Source organism: Curtobacterium sp. ER1/6 (assembly GCF_001742745.1).
GTDB classification, from domain to species: domain Bacteria; phylum Actinomycetota; class Actinomycetes; order Actinomycetales; family Microbacteriaceae; genus Curtobacterium; species Curtobacterium citri.
This window is the reverse complement of sequence record NZ_MJAK01000009.1, coordinates 41,632-61,287: the sequence shown is the minus strand read 5'-3', so window position 1 is coordinate 61,287 and position 19,656 is coordinate 41,632. Positions and strand designations below refer to the sequence as shown.

Annotated in this window: 17 protein-coding genes; 11 read left to right on the top strand and 6 right to left on the bottom strand. The window is 73.2% G+C overall.

From position 1 onward, the window contains the following. Positions 1-152 precede the first annotated feature (152 nt). Complete coding sequence (gene bla, locus Cus16_RS13025; protein ID WP_069713131.1) at positions 153-1,091, bottom strand: class A beta-lactamase; 939 nt, start codon at positions 1,089-1,091, stop codon at positions 153-155. A gap of 98 nt (positions 1,092-1,189) precedes the next feature. On the opposite strand from bla, the gene Cus16_RS13020 reads away from it, so the two are divergent. The 5 genes from Cus16_RS13020 to Cus16_RS13000 all read left to right on the top strand — a co-directional run bounded on the left by Cus16_RS13020 (position 1,190) and on the right by Cus16_RS13000 (position 6,573). After that, positions 1,190-1,828, top strand: a complete 639-nt coding sequence (locus Cus16_RS13020; protein WP_189319598.1) for a TetR/AcrR family transcriptional regulator — start codon at positions 1,190-1,192, stop codon at positions 1,826-1,828. Positions 1,829-1,910: 82 nt separating this feature from the next. Beyond that, complete coding sequence (locus Cus16_RS13015) at positions 1,911-4,592, top strand: MMPL family transporter (protein WP_069713086.1); 2,682 nt, start codon at positions 1,911-1,913, stop codon at positions 4,590-4,592. A gap of 124 nt (positions 4,593-4,716) precedes the next feature. Then, complete coding sequence (locus Cus16_RS13010; RefSeq protein WP_069713085.1) at positions 4,717-5,163, top strand: MarR family winged helix-turn-helix transcriptional regulator; 447 nt, start codon at positions 4,717-4,719, stop codon at positions 5,161-5,163. Between the two features lie 49 nt (positions 5,164-5,212). Continuing rightward, positions 5,213-5,425, top strand: a complete 213-nt coding sequence (locus Cus16_RS13005; protein ID WP_182047365.1) for a hypothetical protein — start codon at positions 5,213-5,215, stop codon at positions 5,423-5,425. A 53-nt stretch (positions 5,426-5,478) separates the two neighbouring features. After that, the gene (locus Cus16_RS13000; protein ID WP_069713083.1) at positions 5,479-6,573 is read left to right on the top strand and encodes an alkene reductase; all 1,095 of its coding nucleotides are present in this window, start codon (positions 5,479-5,481) and stop codon (positions 6,571-6,573) included. Positions 6,574-6,652: 79 nt separating this feature from the next. On the opposite strand, the gene Cus16_RS12995 is transcribed toward Cus16_RS13000, so the two are convergent. Beyond that, on the bottom strand, positions 6,653-7,243 hold the full coding sequence (locus Cus16_RS12995) for an NTP transferase domain-containing protein (RefSeq protein WP_223246617.1): 591 nt from the start codon (positions 7,241-7,243) through the stop codon (positions 6,653-6,655). Between the two features lie 11 nt (positions 7,244-7,254). Beyond that, the gene (gene pucL, locus Cus16_RS12990; RefSeq protein WP_069713082.1) at positions 7,255-8,199 is read right to left on the bottom strand and encodes a factor-independent urate hydroxylase; all 945 of its coding nucleotides are present in this window, start codon (positions 8,197-8,199) and stop codon (positions 7,255-7,257) included. A 303-nt stretch (positions 8,200-8,502) separates the two neighbouring features. Between pucL and Cus16_RS12985 the strand changes: the two genes are divergently transcribed. From Cus16_RS12985 to Cus16_RS12975, 3 genes are read left to right on the top strand one after another with little or no spacing between them, the layout of a single operon-like run. Continuing rightward, the gene (locus Cus16_RS12985) at positions 8,503-9,336 is read left to right on the top strand and encodes an FAD binding domain-containing protein (protein ID WP_069713081.1); all 834 of its coding nucleotides are present in this window, start codon (positions 8,503-8,505) and stop codon (positions 9,334-9,336) included. After that, positions 9,333-12,164, top strand: coding sequence for a molybdopterin-dependent oxidoreductase (locus Cus16_RS12980; protein WP_069713080.1), 2,832 nt, complete (start codon positions 9,333-9,335; stop codon positions 12,162-12,164). The genes Cus16_RS12985 and Cus16_RS12980 overlap by 4 nt, the downstream gene beginning before the upstream one ends. Continuing rightward, the gene (locus tag Cus16_RS12975; protein ID WP_069713129.1) at positions 12,164-13,150 is read left to right on the top strand and encodes an XdhC family protein; all 987 of its coding nucleotides are present in this window, start codon (positions 12,164-12,166) and stop codon (positions 13,148-13,150) included. Before Cus16_RS12980 ends, Cus16_RS12975 begins: the two co-directional genes overlap by 1 nt. A 220-nt stretch (positions 13,151-13,370) precedes the next feature. Here the strand turns inward: Cus16_RS12975 and Cus16_RS12970 are convergent, their stop codons facing one another. Beyond that, positions 13,371-14,666, bottom strand: a complete 1,296-nt coding sequence (locus Cus16_RS12970) for an amidohydrolase family protein (protein WP_069713079.1) — start codon at positions 14,664-14,666, stop codon at positions 13,371-13,373. Positions 14,667-14,798: 132 nt separating this feature from the next. On the opposite strand from Cus16_RS12970, the gene Cus16_RS12965 reads away from it, so the two are divergent. After that, positions 14,799-15,917 carry an AI-2E family transporter gene (locus tag Cus16_RS12965; RefSeq protein WP_069713128.1) on the top strand — a complete coding sequence of 373 codons (1,119 nt, stop codon included), beginning with the start codon at positions 14,799-14,801 and terminating at the stop codon, positions 15,915-15,917. A 3-nt stretch (positions 15,918-15,920) separates the two neighbouring features. On the opposite strand, the gene Cus16_RS12960 is transcribed toward Cus16_RS12965, so the two are convergent. Next, the gene (locus tag Cus16_RS12960) at positions 15,921-16,535 is read right to left on the bottom strand and encodes a hypothetical protein (RefSeq protein WP_069713078.1); all 615 of its coding nucleotides are present in this window, start codon (positions 16,533-16,535) and stop codon (positions 15,921-15,923) included. A 296-nt stretch (positions 16,536-16,831) separates the two neighbouring features. Between Cus16_RS12960 and Cus16_RS12955 the strand changes: the two genes are divergently transcribed. Next, complete coding sequence (locus tag Cus16_RS12955) at positions 16,832-17,305, top strand: hypothetical protein (protein ID WP_069713077.1); 474 nt, start codon at positions 16,832-16,834, stop codon at positions 17,303-17,305. A 44-nt stretch (positions 17,306-17,349) separates the two neighbouring features. Here the strand turns inward: Cus16_RS12955 and Cus16_RS12950 are convergent, their stop codons facing one another. After that, entirely contained in the window at positions 17,350-18,162 is an 813-nt protein-coding gene (locus Cus16_RS12950; RefSeq protein ID WP_141718983.1) for a hypothetical protein, read from the bottom strand. Between the two features lie 50 nt (positions 18,163-18,212). On the opposite strand from Cus16_RS12950, the gene Cus16_RS17065 reads away from it, so the two are divergent. Further along, a complete protein-coding gene (locus tag Cus16_RS17065) occupies positions 18,213-19,649 on the top strand; it encodes a GNAT family N-acetyltransferase (RefSeq protein WP_317614866.1) in 1,437 nt (478 codons plus the stop codon). Positions 19,650-19,656: the final 7 nt, after the last annotated feature.

Below are 19,656 nucleotides of genomic sequence, written 5' to 3'. Positions count from 1 at the left end.
CTGGGAGACGACCGAGTCGGCACGGATCGTTACCGACGGTGCCGCCGTCGTCACCGTGCCGTGACCGGCTCGTGACCGGGTCGTGACCGTGGGCCGACCGTCCGGGTACCGACGGTGCCCGTCGGGGCACCCGGCAGTGCCCGTCGGTACGACTAGCCGAGCCGCTCGAGCGCCACCCGGGTCGCCGCCGCGACGAGGGCGTCCGAGGGCTCCGCGGCCGCGCGGTCGTGCGACGTGAACACCACGAGCACGATCGGGTCGCGTCCCGCCGGCCGCGCGACGGCGATGTCGTTCCGCACGCCGTACGAGGCGGTGCCGGTCTTGTCCGCGACGGACCACCCGCCGGGCACCCCGGCCCGGATCGTGCCGTCGCCGGTGGTCGTGCCCGCCATCGACGACAGCAGGAGCGCACGGTCGTCGGCGTCGAGCGCGTCGCCGACGAGGACGGCGCGCAGGTCCGCCGCCGACCGAGCGGGCGTCGTCGTGTCGCGCTCGTCGCCCGGCACGGCGGTGTTGAGCTCCGGCTCGACCCGGTCGACGCGCGTCACGTCGTCGCCGATGCCGAGGAGCCACCGCGAGACCCCGTCCACGCCGCCGAGTCGATCGACGAGCAGGTTCGCCGCGGTGTTGTCGCTCTCCCGCACCGCGGCGTCGACGAGCGCCCGGACCGTCATGCCCTCGTCGACGTGCCGACTCGTGACCGGGGCGTACTCGAGCAGGTCGTCGCGACCGTAGTGCACGACCTCGTCGAGTCCCGCGGCGCTCGTGGCGTCGAGCACCGCGGCCGCGATGAACGCCTTGTTCGTCGACGCGAAGGCGAACCGTTCGTCGGCGCGGTACCCGATCGAGCTGCCGTCGGCGGTGTCGATCACCACGACGCCGAGGCGCGCGTCGGACTGCTGTTCGAGGGCCGCGAAGGCGCGGGTCGTCGCGGCGTCCGTCGTCGGGGCCGCCGGGGGCGGGCTGCCCTCGGCCGTCGCCGCTGCGCTCGCCCGGTCGGTGGTCGGTGCGTCCCCGGGCCCGCCGGCGCTGCAGCCGGCCAGCGCCAGCGCCGTCGACACCGCGATCGTCGCCAGGACCGTCCTCGTCATCCGCACGCCGCCAGCATGCCGAACAGTCGGGGGACGAACCTGAAGATGCTCTCGAAGAAGGTGCACCGAGTGCATCGATGCACCTAGTGTTGTCAGACGTGACCACCACGACCGACCGCCGCTCCGCCCTCAAGGCGAAGCACCGTGCGGCGATCCTGCAGGCCGCCCGCGACCTCATCGACGACCGCGGAGGACGTGGGTTCAGCGTCGACGACCTCGCCGCCCGCGCGGACATCGCCCGGCGGACGGTCTTCAACCACTTCGCGTCGCTCGACGAGGTCCTGCTGGCCGTGTGCGAGCAGGAGCTGTCCGTCATCATCGACCGGTTCCTGGCCGACATGGCGCGCACGCCGGTCGGCGACGGCAGCCGGGCGTCGATGTTCGAGGAGCTCGAGTCCGCGGCGCGCGGGGCCGACCTGGCCCCGGCGATCTCCGGCATGTACCGGATCATCGGCGAGCCGGGCAAGGAGGACCCGAAGGCCGCCGTGCTCACCCAGACGGCGTTCTCCCGGGTCACCGACCGGCTCCGCGACGAGGTCGCCCGCCGCCACCCCGGTGCCGACCCGCTCGACACCGCGCTGCTCGTCGACTCGCTCATGAGCGGCATCGTCGTCATCGCCGACCACTGGCTCACGCACGACGGACCCGACCTCACCCCGGACGCACTGCGCGCGTGGGACGACCTGCTCGGTCGGCTCGTGCACAGCGTCCGCTCCGGCTACATGCCGTCCCACTGACACCACCGACGCTCTCCCGCGGGGTCCACCGGCGCACCCCGCACCGCACCAGCACCACCCACGAAAGGACGGGGCACCCGCAATGGCCGGTCTCCTCTACCGTCTCGGACGGTTCTCCGCACGACGAGCCTGGTCGGTGGTGATCGCCTGGATCGTCATCATCGGCATCGCGGGCCTCACGTACGGCCTCTTCGCCGGCACGATCTCGTCGGCGATCTCCATCCCGAACACCAAGACGAGCCAGGTGCAGGACCAGCTCGCCGACAAGTTCCCGTCGGCGAACGGCGGCAACGGGTCGATCGTCTTCGAGACCACGGACGGCGGGGCCTTCACCGACGCGCAGAAGACCGAGGTCACGTCGTTCCTCGACGGGCTGAAGGACCTCGACGGCGTCAAGGACGTCCGCGACGGCTTCGCCACCCAGGACCAGCTCGACGAGCAACGGCAGAAGATCACCGACGGCCGCGAGCAGATCGCCGACGGCCGGAAGCAGATCGAGGACGGTCAGGCGCAGCTCGACGCGCAGAAGGCCCAGCTCGAGTCCGGCAAGCAGCAGATCGCGGACGCCCAGGCGCAGCTCGACGCGCAGAAGGCACAGGCACAGGCACAGGCCGCCGGAGCCGCCGCGTCGAGCGCTGCCGCACAGGCGCAGGCACAGGCCGGCCAGCAGCAGCTCGCCCAGGCGCAGGCGCAGGCGCAGATCGACGCGCAGCAGCAGCAGATCACCTCGGGTGAGCAGCAGATCCAGGCCGCCCAGCGGGAGATCGACGCCAACACGACGAAGCTCGACGACAGCGAGCGCGAGCTCGAGCAGGGATCCGACCTGCTCGCACTGTCGAAGGGCATCCGCTTCGTCTCGACGAACGAGTCCGCGGCGATCGGCACCGTGCAGTTCACCACGTCGACGAACGAGGTACCGGCGGAGACCAAGGACGCCATCACCAGCAAGGCCGACGACGCGGGCATCGACGGCGTCGACGTGTACGTCTCGCAGGACATCGCCCAGGGGGTCCCCTCGATCCTCGGACCGGGCGAGGTCATCGGCCTCGTCGTCGCCGCGATCGTGCTCTTCCTCATGCTCCGCACGGTGATCGGTGCGGCCGTCCCGATGCTCTCCGCGGTGCTCGGCGTCGGCGTCGCCTCGCTCGCCGCCCTGTCCTTCTCGAGCCTCGTCGAGTTCATCTCGGTCACGCCGGTGCTGGGGGTGATGCTCGGCCTGGCGGTCGGCATCGACTACTCGCTGTTCATCATGAACCGGCACCGCACGCAGCTCAAGGCCGGCATGGGCGTGCACGAGTCGATCGGGCTCGCGAACGGCACCTCCGGCAACGCCGTCGTGTTCGCCGGTGCGACCGTGATCGTCGCCCTGCTCGCGCTGAACATCACCGGGATCCCGTTCCTCGGCCTGATGGGTACCGTCGGCGCGGTCGCGGTCCTGTTCGCCATCCTCATCGCGACCTCGTTCACCCCGGCGCTCATGTCGCTGCTCGGCATGCGCCTGCTCCGGAAGAAGGAGCGCGCGCGCATCGGCGACACGGGGTCGATCCGGGTGCCGAACAAGCCGATGTCGACCTGGCGCGCCGTGATCACGCTCGTGGCCGGTGTCGCCGTGCTCGGGACGATCGCGCTCCCCGCGACCCAGATGCGGCTCGGGCTGCCGACCGGCGCGTCCGAGGCGACCGATTCGTCGCAGTACGAGGCGTACAAGGCGCTCGAGCGCGAGTTCGGTGCCGGTCAGAACGGGCCCCTGCTCGTCGTCGCCGACCTGCCGAAGGCGATCGCGGAGGACGACGTCACCGCGACCGAGGTCACGATCGGCAAGGCGCTCGTGCAGAACGCCGACGTCGACGCCGTCCTGCCGATCGGCGCGTCGAAGGACCGCGACATCATCGCCTTCCAGGTGAAGCCCGCCGGTGGGCCGGACAGCATCTCGACCGAGGAGCTCGTCAAGGACCTCCGCGAGCAGACCGTGTCGAGCGAGGACGGGCGGATCACGCTGGGCGTCGCCGGCAACGCGAGCGCGAACATCGACGTGTCCGAGAAGCTCGCGGACGTCCTGCCGCTCTACCTCGTGGTGGTCGTCGGCCTGTCGCTGATCATCCTGATCCTGGTGTTCCGGTCGATCCTCGTCCCGATCACCGCGACGGCGGGCTTCATCCTCTCGATCCTCGCCTCGTTCGGTGGCCTGACCGCCATCTACCAGTTCGGCTGGCTCAGCTCCGTGTTCGGCACCCACGACCCGGGGCCCATCCTGAGCTTCCTGCCGATCATCGAGATCGGCATCCTGTTCGGGCTCGCGATGGACTACCAGCTGTTCCTGGTGTCGGGCATGCGCGAGGCGTACGCCCACGGGGCGAGCGCGAAGGTGGCGGTCCAGCGTGGTCTGCACGCCGGGCGTGCGGTGGTCACGGCGGCCGCGATCATCATGATCTCGGTGTTCTCGGGCTTCATCTTCTCGGAGTCCTCCACCATCAAGCCGATCGGCTTCGGCCTGGCCTTCGGTGTCCTCGTCGACGCCTTCGTGGTCCGCATGCTCCTCATCCCGGCGGTCATGCACCTGCTCGGTCGGAGCGCCTGGTGGATCCCGAAGTGGCTCGACCGGATCCTGCCGGACGTCGACGTCGAGGGCGCCAAGCTCGAGCGGTCGCACCCGTCCGACGCGCGCGGCCACGACGACGGCGACGCGCACCGCGGTTCGCACGCCGCGGACGCCGAGCCGGACGCCAACGCGCACGAGGGGCACACGCCGACGCACCGCGCGTAGGCGACCCGCGTCACGACGCACCAGCCGGGAGGCCCGGTGCCGGTCCACGAGACCGGCACCGGGCCTCCCGGCCGTCGTGCGGCGCTCGGCCACGACCGTTCGTGCACGAAGGTATCGTGGGTGCATGGATGCGACCGACGTCGACCCGCTCGCCCTCGACCGGCAGCTCTGCTTCGCCCTGGCCGCCACGAGCCGCAGCGTCGTCGGCCTGTACCGCGACCTCCTCGAGCCGATGGGCCTGACCCACCCGCAGTACCTCGTGATGCTCGCCCTGTGGGAGCAGGACCCGCGGTCGGTGCGCGGGATCGCCCGGGAGCTGCGGCTCGACTCCGCCACGCTCAGCCCGCTGCTCAAGCGCCTGGAGGCGTCCGGGTACGTCCGCCGCACGCGCAGCACGGTCGACGAACGCCAGCTCGAGGTGTCGCTCACCACGGCCGGTCGCGCCCTCCGGGATCGCGCCCGAGCCGTCCCCGTCGCCGTCGCCGACCGACTGGGGTGGCCCGTCGAGCGGCTCGAGCGGCTGAAGGACGACCTCACCGAGCTGCTCGGTCGGGTCGACACGCTCGACTGACGACGGCGCACGTGGCAGAATGGTTCGTGCACGAACGAAAGGGTGGACCGTGGGTCGCTTCGGCAAGTGGTACGACCGCTGGAACCGCACGCTCATCGAGAAGATGGGTCCGTCGCAGATCGGTGCCGGACGCGTCGAGGGCGTCGACGACCGCACCGTCGACCGTCCCTGCCCGATCTGCCACCAGCCGCTCTCGCAGCACACCGTGATCCGACCCGAGGGCCAGGTCCGCTCGAGCACGCTGGTGTGCCCCGGTCGCTGAGGATCCGCCGTGCCGGGGGAATTGCCCCGCGCAACACGTGGTTGAACGGACACGTGAAGCTCTTCGAAGCCGCCGACCTCGGCGCACTCCACCTCCGCAACCGCATCGTCATGGCACCCCTCACCCGGACGCGCGCCGGTGAGCAGGGCATCCCGAACGACCTGCTGGTCGAGCACTACGCGCAGCGCGCGAGCCTCGGCATGATCATCACCGAGGGCACCTGGCCCGTGCAGGAGGGCCGCTCGTACCCGGGTCAGCCCGGCATCGAGACCGACGAGCAGGTCGCCGGCTGGCGTCGCGTGACCGACGCGGTGCACGAGCGGGGCGGCACCATCGTCATGCAGCTCATGCACGGCGGTCGCGTCTCGCACACCGACATCTCGCAGACCCCGCGGATCGTCGGCCCCTCGGCCGTCGCCGCCCCGGGGCAGACCCACCTCGCCGACGGCTCGAAGGCGGACATGCCCGTGCCGCACGAGCTCACCACCGACGAGGTCCGCGAGGCCGTCCAGGGCTTCGCCCGTGCCGCCCGTAACGCGATCGCCGCCGGACTCGACGGCGTCGAGGTCCACGGCGCGAACGGGTACCTCGTGCACGAGTTCCTGTCCCCGGTGTCGAACACCCGCACCGACGAGTACGGCGGCTCCCCCGAGAACCGCGCACGCTTCGCCGTCGAGGTCACCACGGCCGTCGCCGAGGCGATCGGCGCGGACCGGGTCGGCATCCGCCTCTCGCCGCAGCACAACATCCAGGGTGTCCTCGAGGAGGACGACGCGGACGTCCGTGCGACCTACACGGCCGTCGCCGAGGGCCTCGCGCCGCTCGGGCTCGCCTTCGTCGACGTCCTGCACGCCGAGCCGGGCAGCGACCTCGTGCAGCACGTCCGCCGCACTGCCGGCGCACCGTTCATCGCGAACTCCGGCTTCTCGTCGATGACGACCCGCGACGAGGCGATCGCGCTGCTCGACGGTGGCCTGGCCGACGCCGTGGCCGTGGGCCGCGCGGCGATCGCGAACCCGGACCTCGCCGAGCGCTGGGAGCAGGAGGCCGAGCTCAACGAGCCGCGCCCGGAGCTCTTCTACGGCGCGACGGCCGAGGGCTACACGGACTACCCGACGATGGCCGAGGTGTCGGAGCGCGTCGCGTAGTCGACGCGACCAGCGACCGACGGGAGGCGCGGTGCCGGCTGGCACCGCGCCTCCCGTCCGTCTCCGGTCCGGTCCGCTGCTACCGGGTCGCCTCGTGCGGCCGGTCCCGGTCGGTGCCGTCCCACAGGTCGGCGCAGTCGACTCCGGTGACGCCCGCTCGGCCGAGCCACGCTCCCGCGGACCGGTCGGCCGGGTCGGCCGTCACCGCGGCGATCAGGCCTGCGTGGTGGTCCGGACCGACGAGGACGGGGTGGCCCGGCCGCTCGCCGAACACCGCGCGCCGCAGGACGTCGCGGTCCGACCCGGGTCCGAGCACGCGCCGGACGACCGCGGCGGGCAGCGTCGGCAGGTCGACGAGGGTGATGCAGGCGGTGTCCTCGTCGTCGAGGGCGCGCAGCCCCGCGGCGAGCGACGCCCCCGGCCCGGCCGCCCAGTCCGCGGCGACGACGACCCGCACGTCGGGAGCGATCGGGACGTGCGGCCGTGCGCGGTCGGCGGCGGCACCGAGCACCACGACGACCTCGGCGCACCCGCCCCCGCGCAGGGCGTCCACCGCCAGCGTCGGCCAGGGCACGCCGTCCGGGCTCCGCACGAGCGCCTTCGGGGTGCCCATCCGGGTGCCGGCACCCGCGGCGAGGACGACCCCGACCACGCGGCGCCGGCCCCGCACGGCGGCCGGGCTCACACGAACGCGGGCACCGACGTCCACGCCGCCGGGGCCTCGGCGACGCCGTCGCGGACGACCGTGCCGGAGATGAGGCCGTAGGGGCGGTCCGCGGCGAAGAACACCTCGCCGGGGTTCTCGAGCCCGAACGGTGCGAGGTCGACGAGGAAGTGGTGCTTGTTCGGCATCGAGAAGCGGACCTCGGCGATCTCGGGGAACGCCTCGATCGCCGTGCGGCCCATCGCGAACAGGGTCTGCTGGAGCGCCAGCGAGTGCAGCTCGGCGAAGGTCGCGAGCATCCGGTCGAGCACGCCGGTGTACACCGCGTCGTAGTCGATGCCCGCGGCGACGGCCTCGGGCGTGTAGCGCCAGCGCGCGGTCACCGAGGTCGCGAGGATTCGGTCGTCGGTCTCCGCGAGCGTCGTGTAGCCGTCGCGGGGGAAGCCGTGGAACTCGCTGCCGGTGCTCTTCAGGACCGTGAGGTCGGTCACGCCGGCGAGCACGTGCACGTCGTCGCCGTCGACCTGCACGACCGCCGTCCGCGTGCCCCGACCCGATCGGACGAAGGAGTGGTCGTGCTCCCGCCCGTCCACGGCGATGCGCTCCCAGGCGTGCTGCTCGGCCGAGAGCGTCGAGCCGTCGTACCAGTCGAAGGCCGTCGCGAAGTGCCGACCGAGGCGGAGCAGGAACTCCTCCGGGCTGCCGACCCCGTGCTCCTTCGCGAACGCGTACACGGTGTTCTTCTGCGTGTCGGTGGCCACGACCTTGGCGTTGTCGCCCTCGGTGTACGACTCGGCGAGCGCCGCGCCCCGGAGCTGCGTCGTGACGGTGAGGTCCTCGATCTCGTGCCGGTCCGTGTCGCGGGTGACCCGGACGAGCCGGACCTCGGCCTTGCCGTACTGGTTCGCGCCGAGCCGGACGGACGTGGTGGTGGGGGCGGACGTGGCCTCGGTGATCTCCATGACGGCGACGATGGCACCCGTGTGTTTCGGTGGTGCGTCGATCAGGTCACGGGTTCGGGCACCGGTCGTGATGCCGGCGTCGCTCCCCCGTAACGACGCTGAAACACCCGTTCCCTACCGTTGCCGCAACGACCCGATCCGATCCGATCCGATCCGACAGAGGAGGCCCCGTGGCGCGCACGACCGCACCCCGAGCGGCGTCCCGACGTGCTCGCGGGGCGTGGAACCGCGGGATGATCGCACACGGCCGACGGCGGCAGGTGTCCCCCGACCCCTCGCCCGTCATCCCGATCGGACCCTCGCATGGACCTCGTCACCGTCCGCACCGTGCGGACACCGTCGCACCGCGACGACCTCGCCCTCGCCCCCGGTGAGCAGCCCCTCGCCGGCGGGACCTGGCTGTACTCGGAGGAGCAGCCGGGCACGACCGGCCTCGTCGACCTGACGACGCTCGGCTGGCCCGACGCGGAACGGACGCCCGACGGCCTCCAGCTCGGCGCCACCTGCACGCTCGCGGCACTGCTGCGCGTGCGACCGGAACCGGACTGGCGCGCCTGGCCGCTCGTCTACCGGTGCGTGAACGCACTGCTGGCGTCGTTCAAGGTCTGGAACGCGGCGACCGTCGGCGGCAACGTCGCCACCGCACTGCCGGCCGGCGCGGTCACGGCGCTGCTCGTCACCCTCGACGCGACCGCCGTGGTGTGGACGACGGACGGCGGGGAGCGTCGACTGCCGGTCGCGGACCTCGTCACCGGACCGCGCACCACGGCGCTGACACCGGGCGAGGTCGTCCGGGCCTTCGACGTGCCCACGGCGGCGCTCCGCGGGACGACCGGCTTCCGCCGGGTGTCGCTCAGCCCGCACGGGCGGACCGGGACGCTCGTCACGGCTCGACGCGACGCCGACGGCTTCGTGCTCGTCGTCACCGGCGGGACCCCGCGCCCGCTCGTGCTGCGGTGGGACACGGTCCCGACGGCAGCCGAGGCGGACGCCGCCCTCGCCGCACACGACGACTGGTACGACGACCCGCACGGCTCCCCCGACTGGCGACGAGCGGTGTCCCGACGCTTCGCCGCCGAACTCGTCGCCGAGGCCGACAGCCCCGTGTCCGCCGCCACCGACGGGGGTGCCCGATGAGGCTCACGGTCGACGGCACCGAACTCGACACGAACCCGCAGCCCGGACAGGTGCTCCGGACGCTCCTCCGCGAGCACGGCGTGACCGCGGTGAAGAAGGGGTGCGACGCCGGTGACTGCGGCGCGTGCTCGGTGCTGCTCGACGGCGTGCCCGTGCACTCCTGCATCACGCCCGCCCACCGGCTCGAGGGCCGTACGGTGACCACCGCCGCGGGCCTCGGCACCCCGGAGGACCCGCACCCGGTGCAGCGTGCGTTCGCCGAGGCACCGGGCTTCCAGTGCGGCTTCTGCACGGCCGGGTACGTCGTCACGGCCTCGGCGCTCGACGACGACCAGCTCGCCGACCGGCACCGGGCACTCAAGGGCAACGTCTGCCGGTGCACCGGCTACCGCGCGATCGAGGACGCCCTCGACGGGGTCCGGAACACCGCGTGCGCCTCCGCCGGGGACGCCGTCGGCACGTCGGTCGCGGCACCGGCGGCGATGCGCATCGTCACGGGACAGGAGGAGTACACGCTCGACGTCCGCCGGACCGAGGCGCTCCTCCACCTCGCGGTCCTCGGCAGCCCGCACGCGCACGCCCGCATCACCGCGATCGACACGAGCGCGGCCGAGGCGCTGCCGGGGGTGCACGCCGTGCTCACGCACCGCGACGACCCGGGCGTGCTGTTCTCGACCGGGCGCCACGAGTCGCGGCTCGACGACCCCGACGACACCCGCGTGTTCGACACCGTGCTGCGCTTCCGCGGGCAGCGGGTCGCGGCCGTCGTCGCCGACAGCGTCCGCACCGCCGAGCAGGCGTGCGCGCTGCTCCGGGTCGAGTACGAGGTGCTGCCGAGCGTGCACGACGTCGACGCCGCCCGGCTCCCCGGCGCACCGCTCCTGCACGGCGACAAGACCACCGAGGAGCACCGGATCGCCGACCCGGGCCGGAACCTGGTGGCCGCCCTGCACGGCGGGACCGGCGACCTCGAGGCCGCCCTCGCCGCGTCCGCGGCGACGGTCGGGGGCACCTGGTCGACGGGCCGCGTGTCCCACGCCGCGCTCGAGACGCACGCCACCCGCGGATCGCTGGACCGGAACGGGAGGCTCGTGCTCCGGACCGCCACGCAGGTGCCGTTCCTGGTCCGCGACGAGGTCGCCCACGTCTTCGGTCTCGACCCCTCGCGCGTCCGCGTGGTCGCCAAGCGGGTCGGCGGCGGGTTCGGCGGCAAGCAGGAGATGCTCACCGAGGACCTCGTCACGCTCGCCGTGCTCCGCACCGGACGCTCGGTGCAGTACGAGTTCAGCCGCCGCGACGAGTTCACGATCGCGCCGACGCGGCACCCGATGCGCGTCCGGGTCCGTCTCGGTGCGGACGCATCGGGACGACTGACCGCGATGCACGTCGACCAGACGATGGACACCGGCGCGTACGGCAACCACGGCGTCGGCGTCATGTTCCACTCGGTGAGCGAGTCGGTGGCCGTGTACCGCTGCCCGGTCAAGCGCGTCGACGCGGAGTCCGTGTACACGAACAACCTGCCGTCGGGCGCGTTCCGCGGGTACGGCCTCGGCCAGGTCGTGTTCGCGATCGAGTCCGCGATGGACGAGCTCGCTCGACGCCTCGGCCTCGACCCGCTGGAGTTCCGGCGGCGCAACGTCGTCGTCCCCGGCGACCCGCTCGTCGTCACCGACCCGGACGAGCAGGACGACCTGCGGTGGGAGGGCAGCTACGGCCTCGACCAGTGCATCGACCTGGTCGAGGACGCCCTCCGTGCTCCCCTGCCCGAGGTCCCCGCGATGGACGGGCCGCCGCTCGACGACGCGGCCGGCGACGGGACGGGGGACTGGGCGTTCGGCACCGGCGTCGCCCTCGCGGCGATCGCCACCATGCCACCCCGCGGGCACCACGCCCACGCCTCGGTCGAGGCCACCGAGGACGGCCGCTACCGCATCGGCGTCGGCACGGCCGAGTTCGGCAACGGCACCACGACGGTGCACACGCAGCTCGTCGCCACGGCGCTCGGCACCACGCCGGACCGGATTGACGTCCACCAGTCCGACACCGACGCCGCGCGGTACGACACCGGTGCGTTCGGTTCGGCCGGGGTCGTCGTCGCGGGCAAGGCGCTGTACGCCGCGGCGCTGGACCTGCACGACCAGATGACGGCGCGCGCGCTGACGATCGTGGCTGCGCGGACCCCGAGGAGCGCCGTCGGCCCGCTCGGCCCCGCGGTCGCGGTGCTGCCCGACGGGGTCCGCATCGGCGACGAGCTGGTCGGGCACGCCGAGCTCCTGGCCGACGGCCCCCTCGTCGCGCACGGCAGCCACGACGGGACCCCACGGTCGCTGGCCTTCACGGTGCACGGTGCCCGGGTCGCGGTGCACCGGCCGACGGGCGAGGTCCGGGTGCTCCACAGCGTGCAGGCGGTGGACGCGGGCACGGTCCTCAACCCCGAGCAGCTCCGCGGCCAGGTGGAGGGCGGCGCCGCGCAGGCGATCGGTTCGACGCTGTACGAGGAGGTCGTGCTCGACGCCGAGGGCCGGGTCACCACCGACGCGTTCCGCTCCTACCGGGTACCGAAGATCTCGGACGTGCCGCGCACCGAGGTCCGGTTCGCCGTCACGTCCGACCCGCTCGGACCGCTCGGTGCGAAGTCGATGAGCGAGGCGCCGTACAACCCGGTCGCCCCGGCCGTCGCGAACGCGGTCCGGGACGCCGTCGGTGTCCGCCCGTACCGCCTGCCGATGACGCGCGACCGTGTGTGGGCGATGCTGCAGGACGCGGCAGCGGACGCGGCAGTGGACGCGCCGACGACCGACGCGACCGACGCCGGAGGTGCGTGATGTTCGAACTGGCACCGCGCCTCCTGGCCGTGCTCGAGACCGGCGACCCCGTCGTCATCGCGACGGCCGTCGCGATGTCCGGCAGCGCACCGAGCGGCGTGGGCACGTCGATGGCGGTCCTGCCCCGCGGTCAGGTCGTCGGCACGATCTCCGGCGGCTGCGTCGAGGGGTCGTTGTTCGTGACCGCCGAGCAGGTCCTCGAGGACGGCGTCCCCGTGCTCGAGCGGTTCGGCTTCGACGAGGACCCGGACGACCCGGACGCCGTGTGGGCGCCGGCGCTCCGCTGCGGAGGGCGGGTCGAGGTCCTCGTCCGCCGGATCGCACCCGGCGACCCCGTGGTCGACGCCCTCCGCCGGGCGGCGTCCGGCGTCCCGACGTCGCTCGCGCTGTCGCTCGACCCGGCCACGCTCGGCGAGGTCGTCACCGCTCCGGACGGCTGCCGGGGCCGGGTCTTCGTCGAACGTGCCGACGCCCGGCCGCGCTGCATCGTGGTCGGTGCCGTGGAGTCCGCCGTCGCGGTGACGAACGCCGCGGCGGTGCTCGGTCACGCGGTGACCGTGGTGGACCCGCGGCCGGTGTTCCTGACCGACGAGCGGTTCCCCGCCGCGGACGAGCGGATCGTCGGGTGGCCGACACGGGTGCTCGAGGGGCTGCCGATCGACGCGTCGACCGCCGTCGTGGTGCTCTCGCACGACGACCGGTTCGACGCCGCGGTGATCGACCTCGCACTCCGACGGGGCGCCGGCTACGTCGGGGCGATGGGATCCCGGGCGACGCACGAGCGGCGGCTCGCGGCGCTGCACGCACTCGGGACGCCGGAGCTGGAGCGCCTGCGGTCCCCGATCGGCCTCGACATCGGCGCGGAGACCCCGGCGGAACTGGCCGTCGCGATCATGGCCGAGGTCGTCGCGGTGCGTCGGGGCGCTCCCGGCGGCGCGCTCACCGCCGGCTCCGGTCCGATCCACCGGCGCGCGGTACGCGTCTGACGGCGGGGACGCTCCGAACCACGGATCCGACGTCGAACCACCCGCGGCGCGTGGTTCGACGTCGGGATCCTGGTTCGATCCGACGGGCACCGGGGGGCGCGCGGTCGCGTGCGGGGTCGGGGTGCGGTCGGGTTCGCGGACGGTTCGCGGACGCTCCGATCGTATGATCATTGGAGGCGCGCAGACGGATCCCCGCCGGGACCCCGTGCGCGCCGGACGCTCAGCCCACGGGTGTGCGCGCGAGCCGCTCGCCGAGCCGAGCTGCGATCTCGCGCTCGTCGCCCGTCACGAGCCGGAAGTCCCGCACCACCACGCGCCCACCGACGACCACGTGCCGCGGACGGCGCCCCGGAGACGCCCAGAGCAGCCCCGCGACCGGGTCCGCCACGCCCGCGTCCGCCACCCCGGAGACGTCCCACACGCACAGGTCGCCGGCGGTCCCCTGCCCGAGGTGCCCGAGCTCGGGCCGTCCGAGCCCCGCGGCCGACCCCTCGGTCATCATCCCGAGCACCTGGCGCGCGGGCAGCTGCGGCCCGACGAGCGCCGACACCTGCATCGCGAGCCGACCGTCCGCGAGCAGGTGTCCCGCGTCGTTGCTGCCCCCGCCGCTCGTCCCGAGTCCGACCGGGATCCCGGCCGCCGCGAGCGCTGCGACGGGGGCGATCCCCCACCCCATCGGCACGTCGCACCCGGGCGCGTGCGTCGCGGTCACGCCGGCCGCCGCGAGCCGACCGATCTCGTCGTCCGTCACGTCGCAGAGGTGCGCGATCGTGACGTCCGGCGCCACCCATCCCCACTCCTCGAGCAGGTCCAGCGGTCGGCGGCCGTACCGCTCGAGCGCGATGGCGGTGTCGACCTGCTCGTTCGCCTGCGTCCGACGCCGGAGCCCGTGCCGTGCAGCGACCTCGCCCAGTGCCCGGAAGGTCGCCTCGCCGTCGGAGTGCACGCCCGCCGGTCCCACTGCCACCTGCAGTCCGCCGTCGGGGTCCACCCCGCCCGCCGCTCGCTCGTGCAGCAGCCCCGTCGCCATCGCGTCCGCCGACGCCGCAGCGCGGTCGGCGTCGTCCCGCGCCGACCCGCGAACGAAGACGAGCCGGCCGCCGAGTCCCCGGACGGCGTCGACCGTCGCCGCGGCGAGCGCGACGGTGTCGTCGGTCGTCGCGTCCGCGGGCCAGTTCAGGTGGTGGTCCGCGATCGTCGTGACGCCGGACAGGAGGCCCTCCGCAGCCCCGGCAGACGCCGCCAGTCCGTAGAGCTCGGGATCGTGTCCCGCCCGGCCGTACGCCGCGGCCATCGTCGGCAGCCACTCCGCCATCGGCACACCCCGGGTGCCGGGCAGGGTGCGGAACGCCGTCTGCAGCAGGTGGTGGTGCGCGTTCACCAGGCCCGGCGTGACCACGCATCCCGACGCGTCCAGCGTGGTCGCCAGGTCGCTGCCGTCGTCGAGGACCACGTCGCCCTCCCGTTCGGTCCGGGGGTCGACGAGGACGCGCAGGGCACCGGTGACGGTCAGCATGGGTGCGTTTGTAGCAGCGTCCTGTTTCCGGGGTGTGTCGGGCGGTCGACGCCGCACGGCCGTGCCTGGGTAGCCTCGGCCGGGTGCCGACGGCGTCACGTGATCCGCACGACGACCCGGAAGGCCCCCACCATGTTCCGACGCAGCTCCCCCGGCAGCGCACCCACCACGAGCGTCTGGGCCGACTCGTTCGGACGGCTCGCGACGCGCTGCTCCCAGGTCGTCCTCGTCGTGACCGTCGCCCTCGGGATCGTGTACGCGGTCGCGCAGGTCGGGCTCGTCACGATCCCGGTCCTCGTCGCCCTCATCATCGCCTCGGCCCTGCAACCGGTCGTCGGTTGGCTCCGCCGGCACGGGGTCCCGTCGGTGCTCGCGACGGCGCTCGTCTTCGTCGCGGTGCTGGCGCTGCTCGCCGGCATCCTGTGGCTCCTCGTCGCGGCCGTCGCGAGCCAGTGGTCGACGCTCCAGTCCTCCGCCGTCGACGGCCTGCAGCAGGTGCAGGACCTCCTGCACGAGCTGCCGTTCCGGATCACGGACGGCCAGATCGAGGACGCCGTGGACGGGATCGTCGGCTTCCTCACGAGTGCTCGGTTCGGCGCCGGAGCGCTGGCCGGCATCTCCGCCGTGACGAACGTCGTCACCGGCGCGGTGCTCATGGCCGTGATCCTGTTCTTCTTCCTCAAGGACGGGCCGGCGCTCTGGGAGTTCCTGCTCCGACCCTTCACCGGCAGCGCCTACGACCGCGCCCGGCGCATCGGCGACCGCGTCGTGACGACGCTCGGCGGGTACGTCCGCGGGACCGCCGCGGTGGCCGCGTTCGACGCCGTCGCCATCGGCGCCGGGCTCGCCGTGCTCGGCGTCCCGCTCACGATCCCGCTCGCGGTCGTCGCCTTCGTGACCTCGTTCATCCCGATGATCGGGGCGCCGATCGCCGGGACGCTCGCCGCACTCGTCACCCTCGTCGGGGTCGGGCCGGTACAGGCGGTGGTCGTCGTGGCGATCGTCGTGCTCGTCAACCAGATCGAGGGCAACTTCCTGCAACCCGTGCTGATGGGCAAGACCCTCCGGCTGCACGGGCTGGTCATCCTGGTCGGGCTGACCGCGGGGACCGTCCTCGGCGGGGTGACCGGGGCCCTGCTCGCCGTGCCCCTGATCGCCGCGGCATGGGGCGTCGTGCAGGTCTGGAACGGCGACGACCGGCCCGCCGAGGCCTGGCGGCAGAAGCGCCGCGAGACGGTGCCGGTCGGCTGAGGGCTACGGACGGCGGGACGGGACGGTGACGCGGAGCCCGCTGCTCCGCCGCTCGATCTCGGCCAGCGCGAGCACCGTCTCCGGGTCCCGCTGCCGCCACCGGTCCACGACGCCGGCACCGAGCCTCCCGACCGCGTCCCGGGTCGTCAGCGCCCGGACGGCGAGCAGTTCCGTGCCGTCGGGCTGCTGCGCCAGTCGTCGGGTCGCGGACGCCCGGCGGATGAAGCCGCCCCGGTACCGGAGCCAGACCGCGATCAGCACGACGACGAGCACCACCGCCAGCGAGGTGCCGAGCAGGTGCGCGAGGTGCAGCGTCTCCTCCTGCTGCTGCGACCCCGCCGCCGCGATGTCGCCCGCACTCCGGCTCGCGTCACGCAGGGGTCGGCTGACAGAACTGCCGACGAGCGGGACGTCGCCCAGGGCGTCGGCGGTCCGGCGGAGCTGCTGCTCGAACGCCGACCCCTGCTCGTTCACGCGTCCCCCGATGGCGGCGAGCGCACTGATCGACGCCGAGACCGCGCGTCCGAGGAGCACGGCGACCACGATGCCTGCGAGGACGACGACGTCGAGCAGCACCTGCGCCGCGGTCCGGACGGGTCGGGCGTCGTAGATCACCATGCTCCGGTCCTACCAGGCCTCGGCACCACGAGATGACCCGCCTGGTCTGCGAGGATCGCGGGATGCAGCCCGACGGAGTGTCCTCGCCGCATCTCGTGCTCAGCGACGGCGCATCACCCGAAGCGCAGTCCCTGCTGCAGCGCTGGAATGCGCAGTGGCCGGGGGTCCAACCGTGGCGACACCTCCCCCGCGAGGCGCGGCCGGACGCCTGGGTCCGGTTCCACACCCTCGTGGGCGGTCGCCAGGCGCCACGGCACCAGCGGGATCGACGAACAGCGGTCCGACGCTTCCGGAGCGTGGTGCGCACCGTCGAGGAGATCACCGCGACGCCCGCGACGGTGCTCCTCGTGGAGGCACCCAGATGGGCCGGCGAGTTCCGCGACCGTGTCGCCTCCGTCGTGCCGACAGCGCAGCCCTGGGTCACACATGTCTTCGACGACGACCCCGGCGAGGATGATGACCACGACGACGACGTCTGGCCCGAGGAGCGGCACTCCTTCCGGTCCGGGGCGGTCGACGACCACATGCTCGCCGCCATCGCTCTGCTCGTGCACGACCGGGACGCCGACCTCCTGCTCCTCCCCGCAGACCTGAGCTGGGCCGTCAGCCCGTACGGGGGCGGGATCGACGCGGTCGTGCGCAACCCCGAGGAAGCCGCAGTCCTCGCGGCTCGGCTCCGTCGGTGGCTCCCACCGGAAGGATGGCCGGGTGCCGTGTCCTGGACGCGGCCGGCGACACAGCGCGAGCTGCACCGCGCACCCGACCGCTGAGCGTGCTCGACCGCGGTCGCTGATCTCGGCCAGGCTCTGCGTCGTCAGCGCCGGGTGACCGCATGGCCGCCGGACCGGACGAGGACGCGGCGTGGGAAGCGTCGGTGGACATCCTTTCTGAGCTGCTGCTCGAACCATCGCGCGGCGAGCGCAGCCGCGGTCCCCGCACCGCGACCGTCGCCCGGAGCGATCAGCTCGACCGGGGCGTCGACTCCGCCCGCTCCGTCGTCGACGACGCCCGCGCTGCCCCACCAAGCTCGGAGAGACGACGCGCGGCCGTCCTCGTGCGAGCAGAGCATCCACAGGGTCGTGCGCCAACCGGTCGTACCCGGCACCTCGATCGACACCGCGAGCGGCTGCACCATCGTCTCGACCGTCGTGTGCCCCGGCGTGACGTCGGTGTCCCACGTCTTCGCGAGCTCGCGGAGCCGGACGAGGAACTCCTGGCAGAACGGGTCGTGCAGGCGGTACCGGCCCTCTGGGAACCAGTCCGACCACTCCGCCCAGAACGCTCGCGCACGCTCGCCCGGACCCCACCACGTGACGTCGACCGCTCGGGTCAGCGCGTCGACGAGTCCCCCGGTCACCCCGGGCACTCGGTCGTCCACGACCCCGTCCTCCACGACGAGACCACCCGAAGCATCCGTCACGCGGTCCGGTCCGTCCGGGAACCACAGGTCGTAGCACTCGAACGTACCGGCGGCGTCACGGTACGCGGAGGCGACCACCGTGCAGTCCGCGTCCGGTCCCGTCCCGATGGTGCCCACGATGCCCTGCTCGTCCCAGTCGGCGAGCGGCGGCACCCCCGGATGCAGTTCGACGGGTTCGGGTCCGCGACGCTCCGGCCACCAACGCATGGTGCCAGGATGGCACGGCTGCACGAGCGACTCCCTCCTAGGCTGCGTTCATGGCAGTGATCGTTCGCTCCGCAGAGCAGCGCGACCTCGAGCACGTCGGACGCATCGAGGACGAGGCCGACCGGATCCTCGTCGATCTGCTGCATCCCGATGACTGGGCGCCGGCGCCCTCCGGGGCCGAACGTGCGGCAGCGGCCGGTCTCCTGCTCGTCGCGGAGCAGGACGGCGCCGTCGTCGGGTTCGCGCACGTGCTGGAACCCGACGGCGTCTGCCACCTCGAACAACTGTCCGTGCTCCCGCTGCACGCGCGTCGCGGTATCGGTCGAGCGCTCCTCGAAGCCGCGAAGGACCGTGCCAGGGCTCGCGGGCACGAGCGGATGACGCTACGGACGTACGCCGACGTGCCGTGGAACGCGCCCTTCTACCGGACGGCAGGGTTCGTCGAGGAGGAGCCGGTCACGGCGTTCGATCGTGCACTCGTCGACACCGAGGACCGGCTCGGCCTCGACCGGTTCGGCCGTCGGGTCCAGATGGCCGCAGCGCTCCTGCCGACGCCGGTGCCGCACGACGTCGAGGGCGGTCCAGGTTGGAGCATCCGCGCTGCTGACCTGCGTCCCAGCGTCACGGATCGGGCAGCGTTCCGTGCTGGTCTGCTGGACGATCCGCTCGCGGTGCCGTTGGAACTCCTCTGGAACGGGGAACCCGACGTCGCGCTGCACCAGCTCGACGCGTTCCCCCGAACCGTCCGGGTCCGCGCTCTCGCTGCCGACTGTCACCGTGACCTCGGAGACACCCTCCGGGCCGTGCAGGAGTACGACCGCCTGGTCGACGAGCACGACGGAACACCGCTCGAGGCCGTCGTCCGCCAGCATCGGGGGAAGGCCCTCCTGGCGCACGGCGACGCCGCACGGGCTTCCGAGGACTTCCGACGGGTCGTGAGGCTGCGCCGCGCCGGCGCCCCGGCTCTCCTCGCGTCGGCCGAACAAGCACTCGCCGTCGCGGAACGGGAACGCACCCGGATGGTCAGCCGGCGGAGCAGCCCGGACGTCCGGCGGATCCTCGGCGCACTGCCCGACTGGTTCGGCGATCCGGTTGCGATCGAGAACTACGCCGCCGCGGCGGCAGACGGGCCCTACGACAGTCGGCTCGCCGTCCTCGGCGGCACGGTCGTGGGCGTGGCGCTCACCCGTCGACACTTCCCGGCGTCCGCCGAACTGCACCTCATCGCCGTGCACCCCACGGTGCACGGGCGCGGTGTCGGGAGTGCCCTCGTCGAGAGCATCGCGGCTGAACTCGCGGCAGACGGGTGCCGCTTCCTGTCGGTGCACACCGTCGGGCCGTCCTTCGATCACGAGCCCTACGCCAGGACCCGTGCGTTCTACGAGCGGCTCGGCTTCACGCCGCTCGAGGAGCACCACGGCCTCGACTGGTCCGGCCCCAGCGTCATCCTCGTCCGTCCACTCGGATCGACCGGGCCGACGCAGTAGGGTCCTG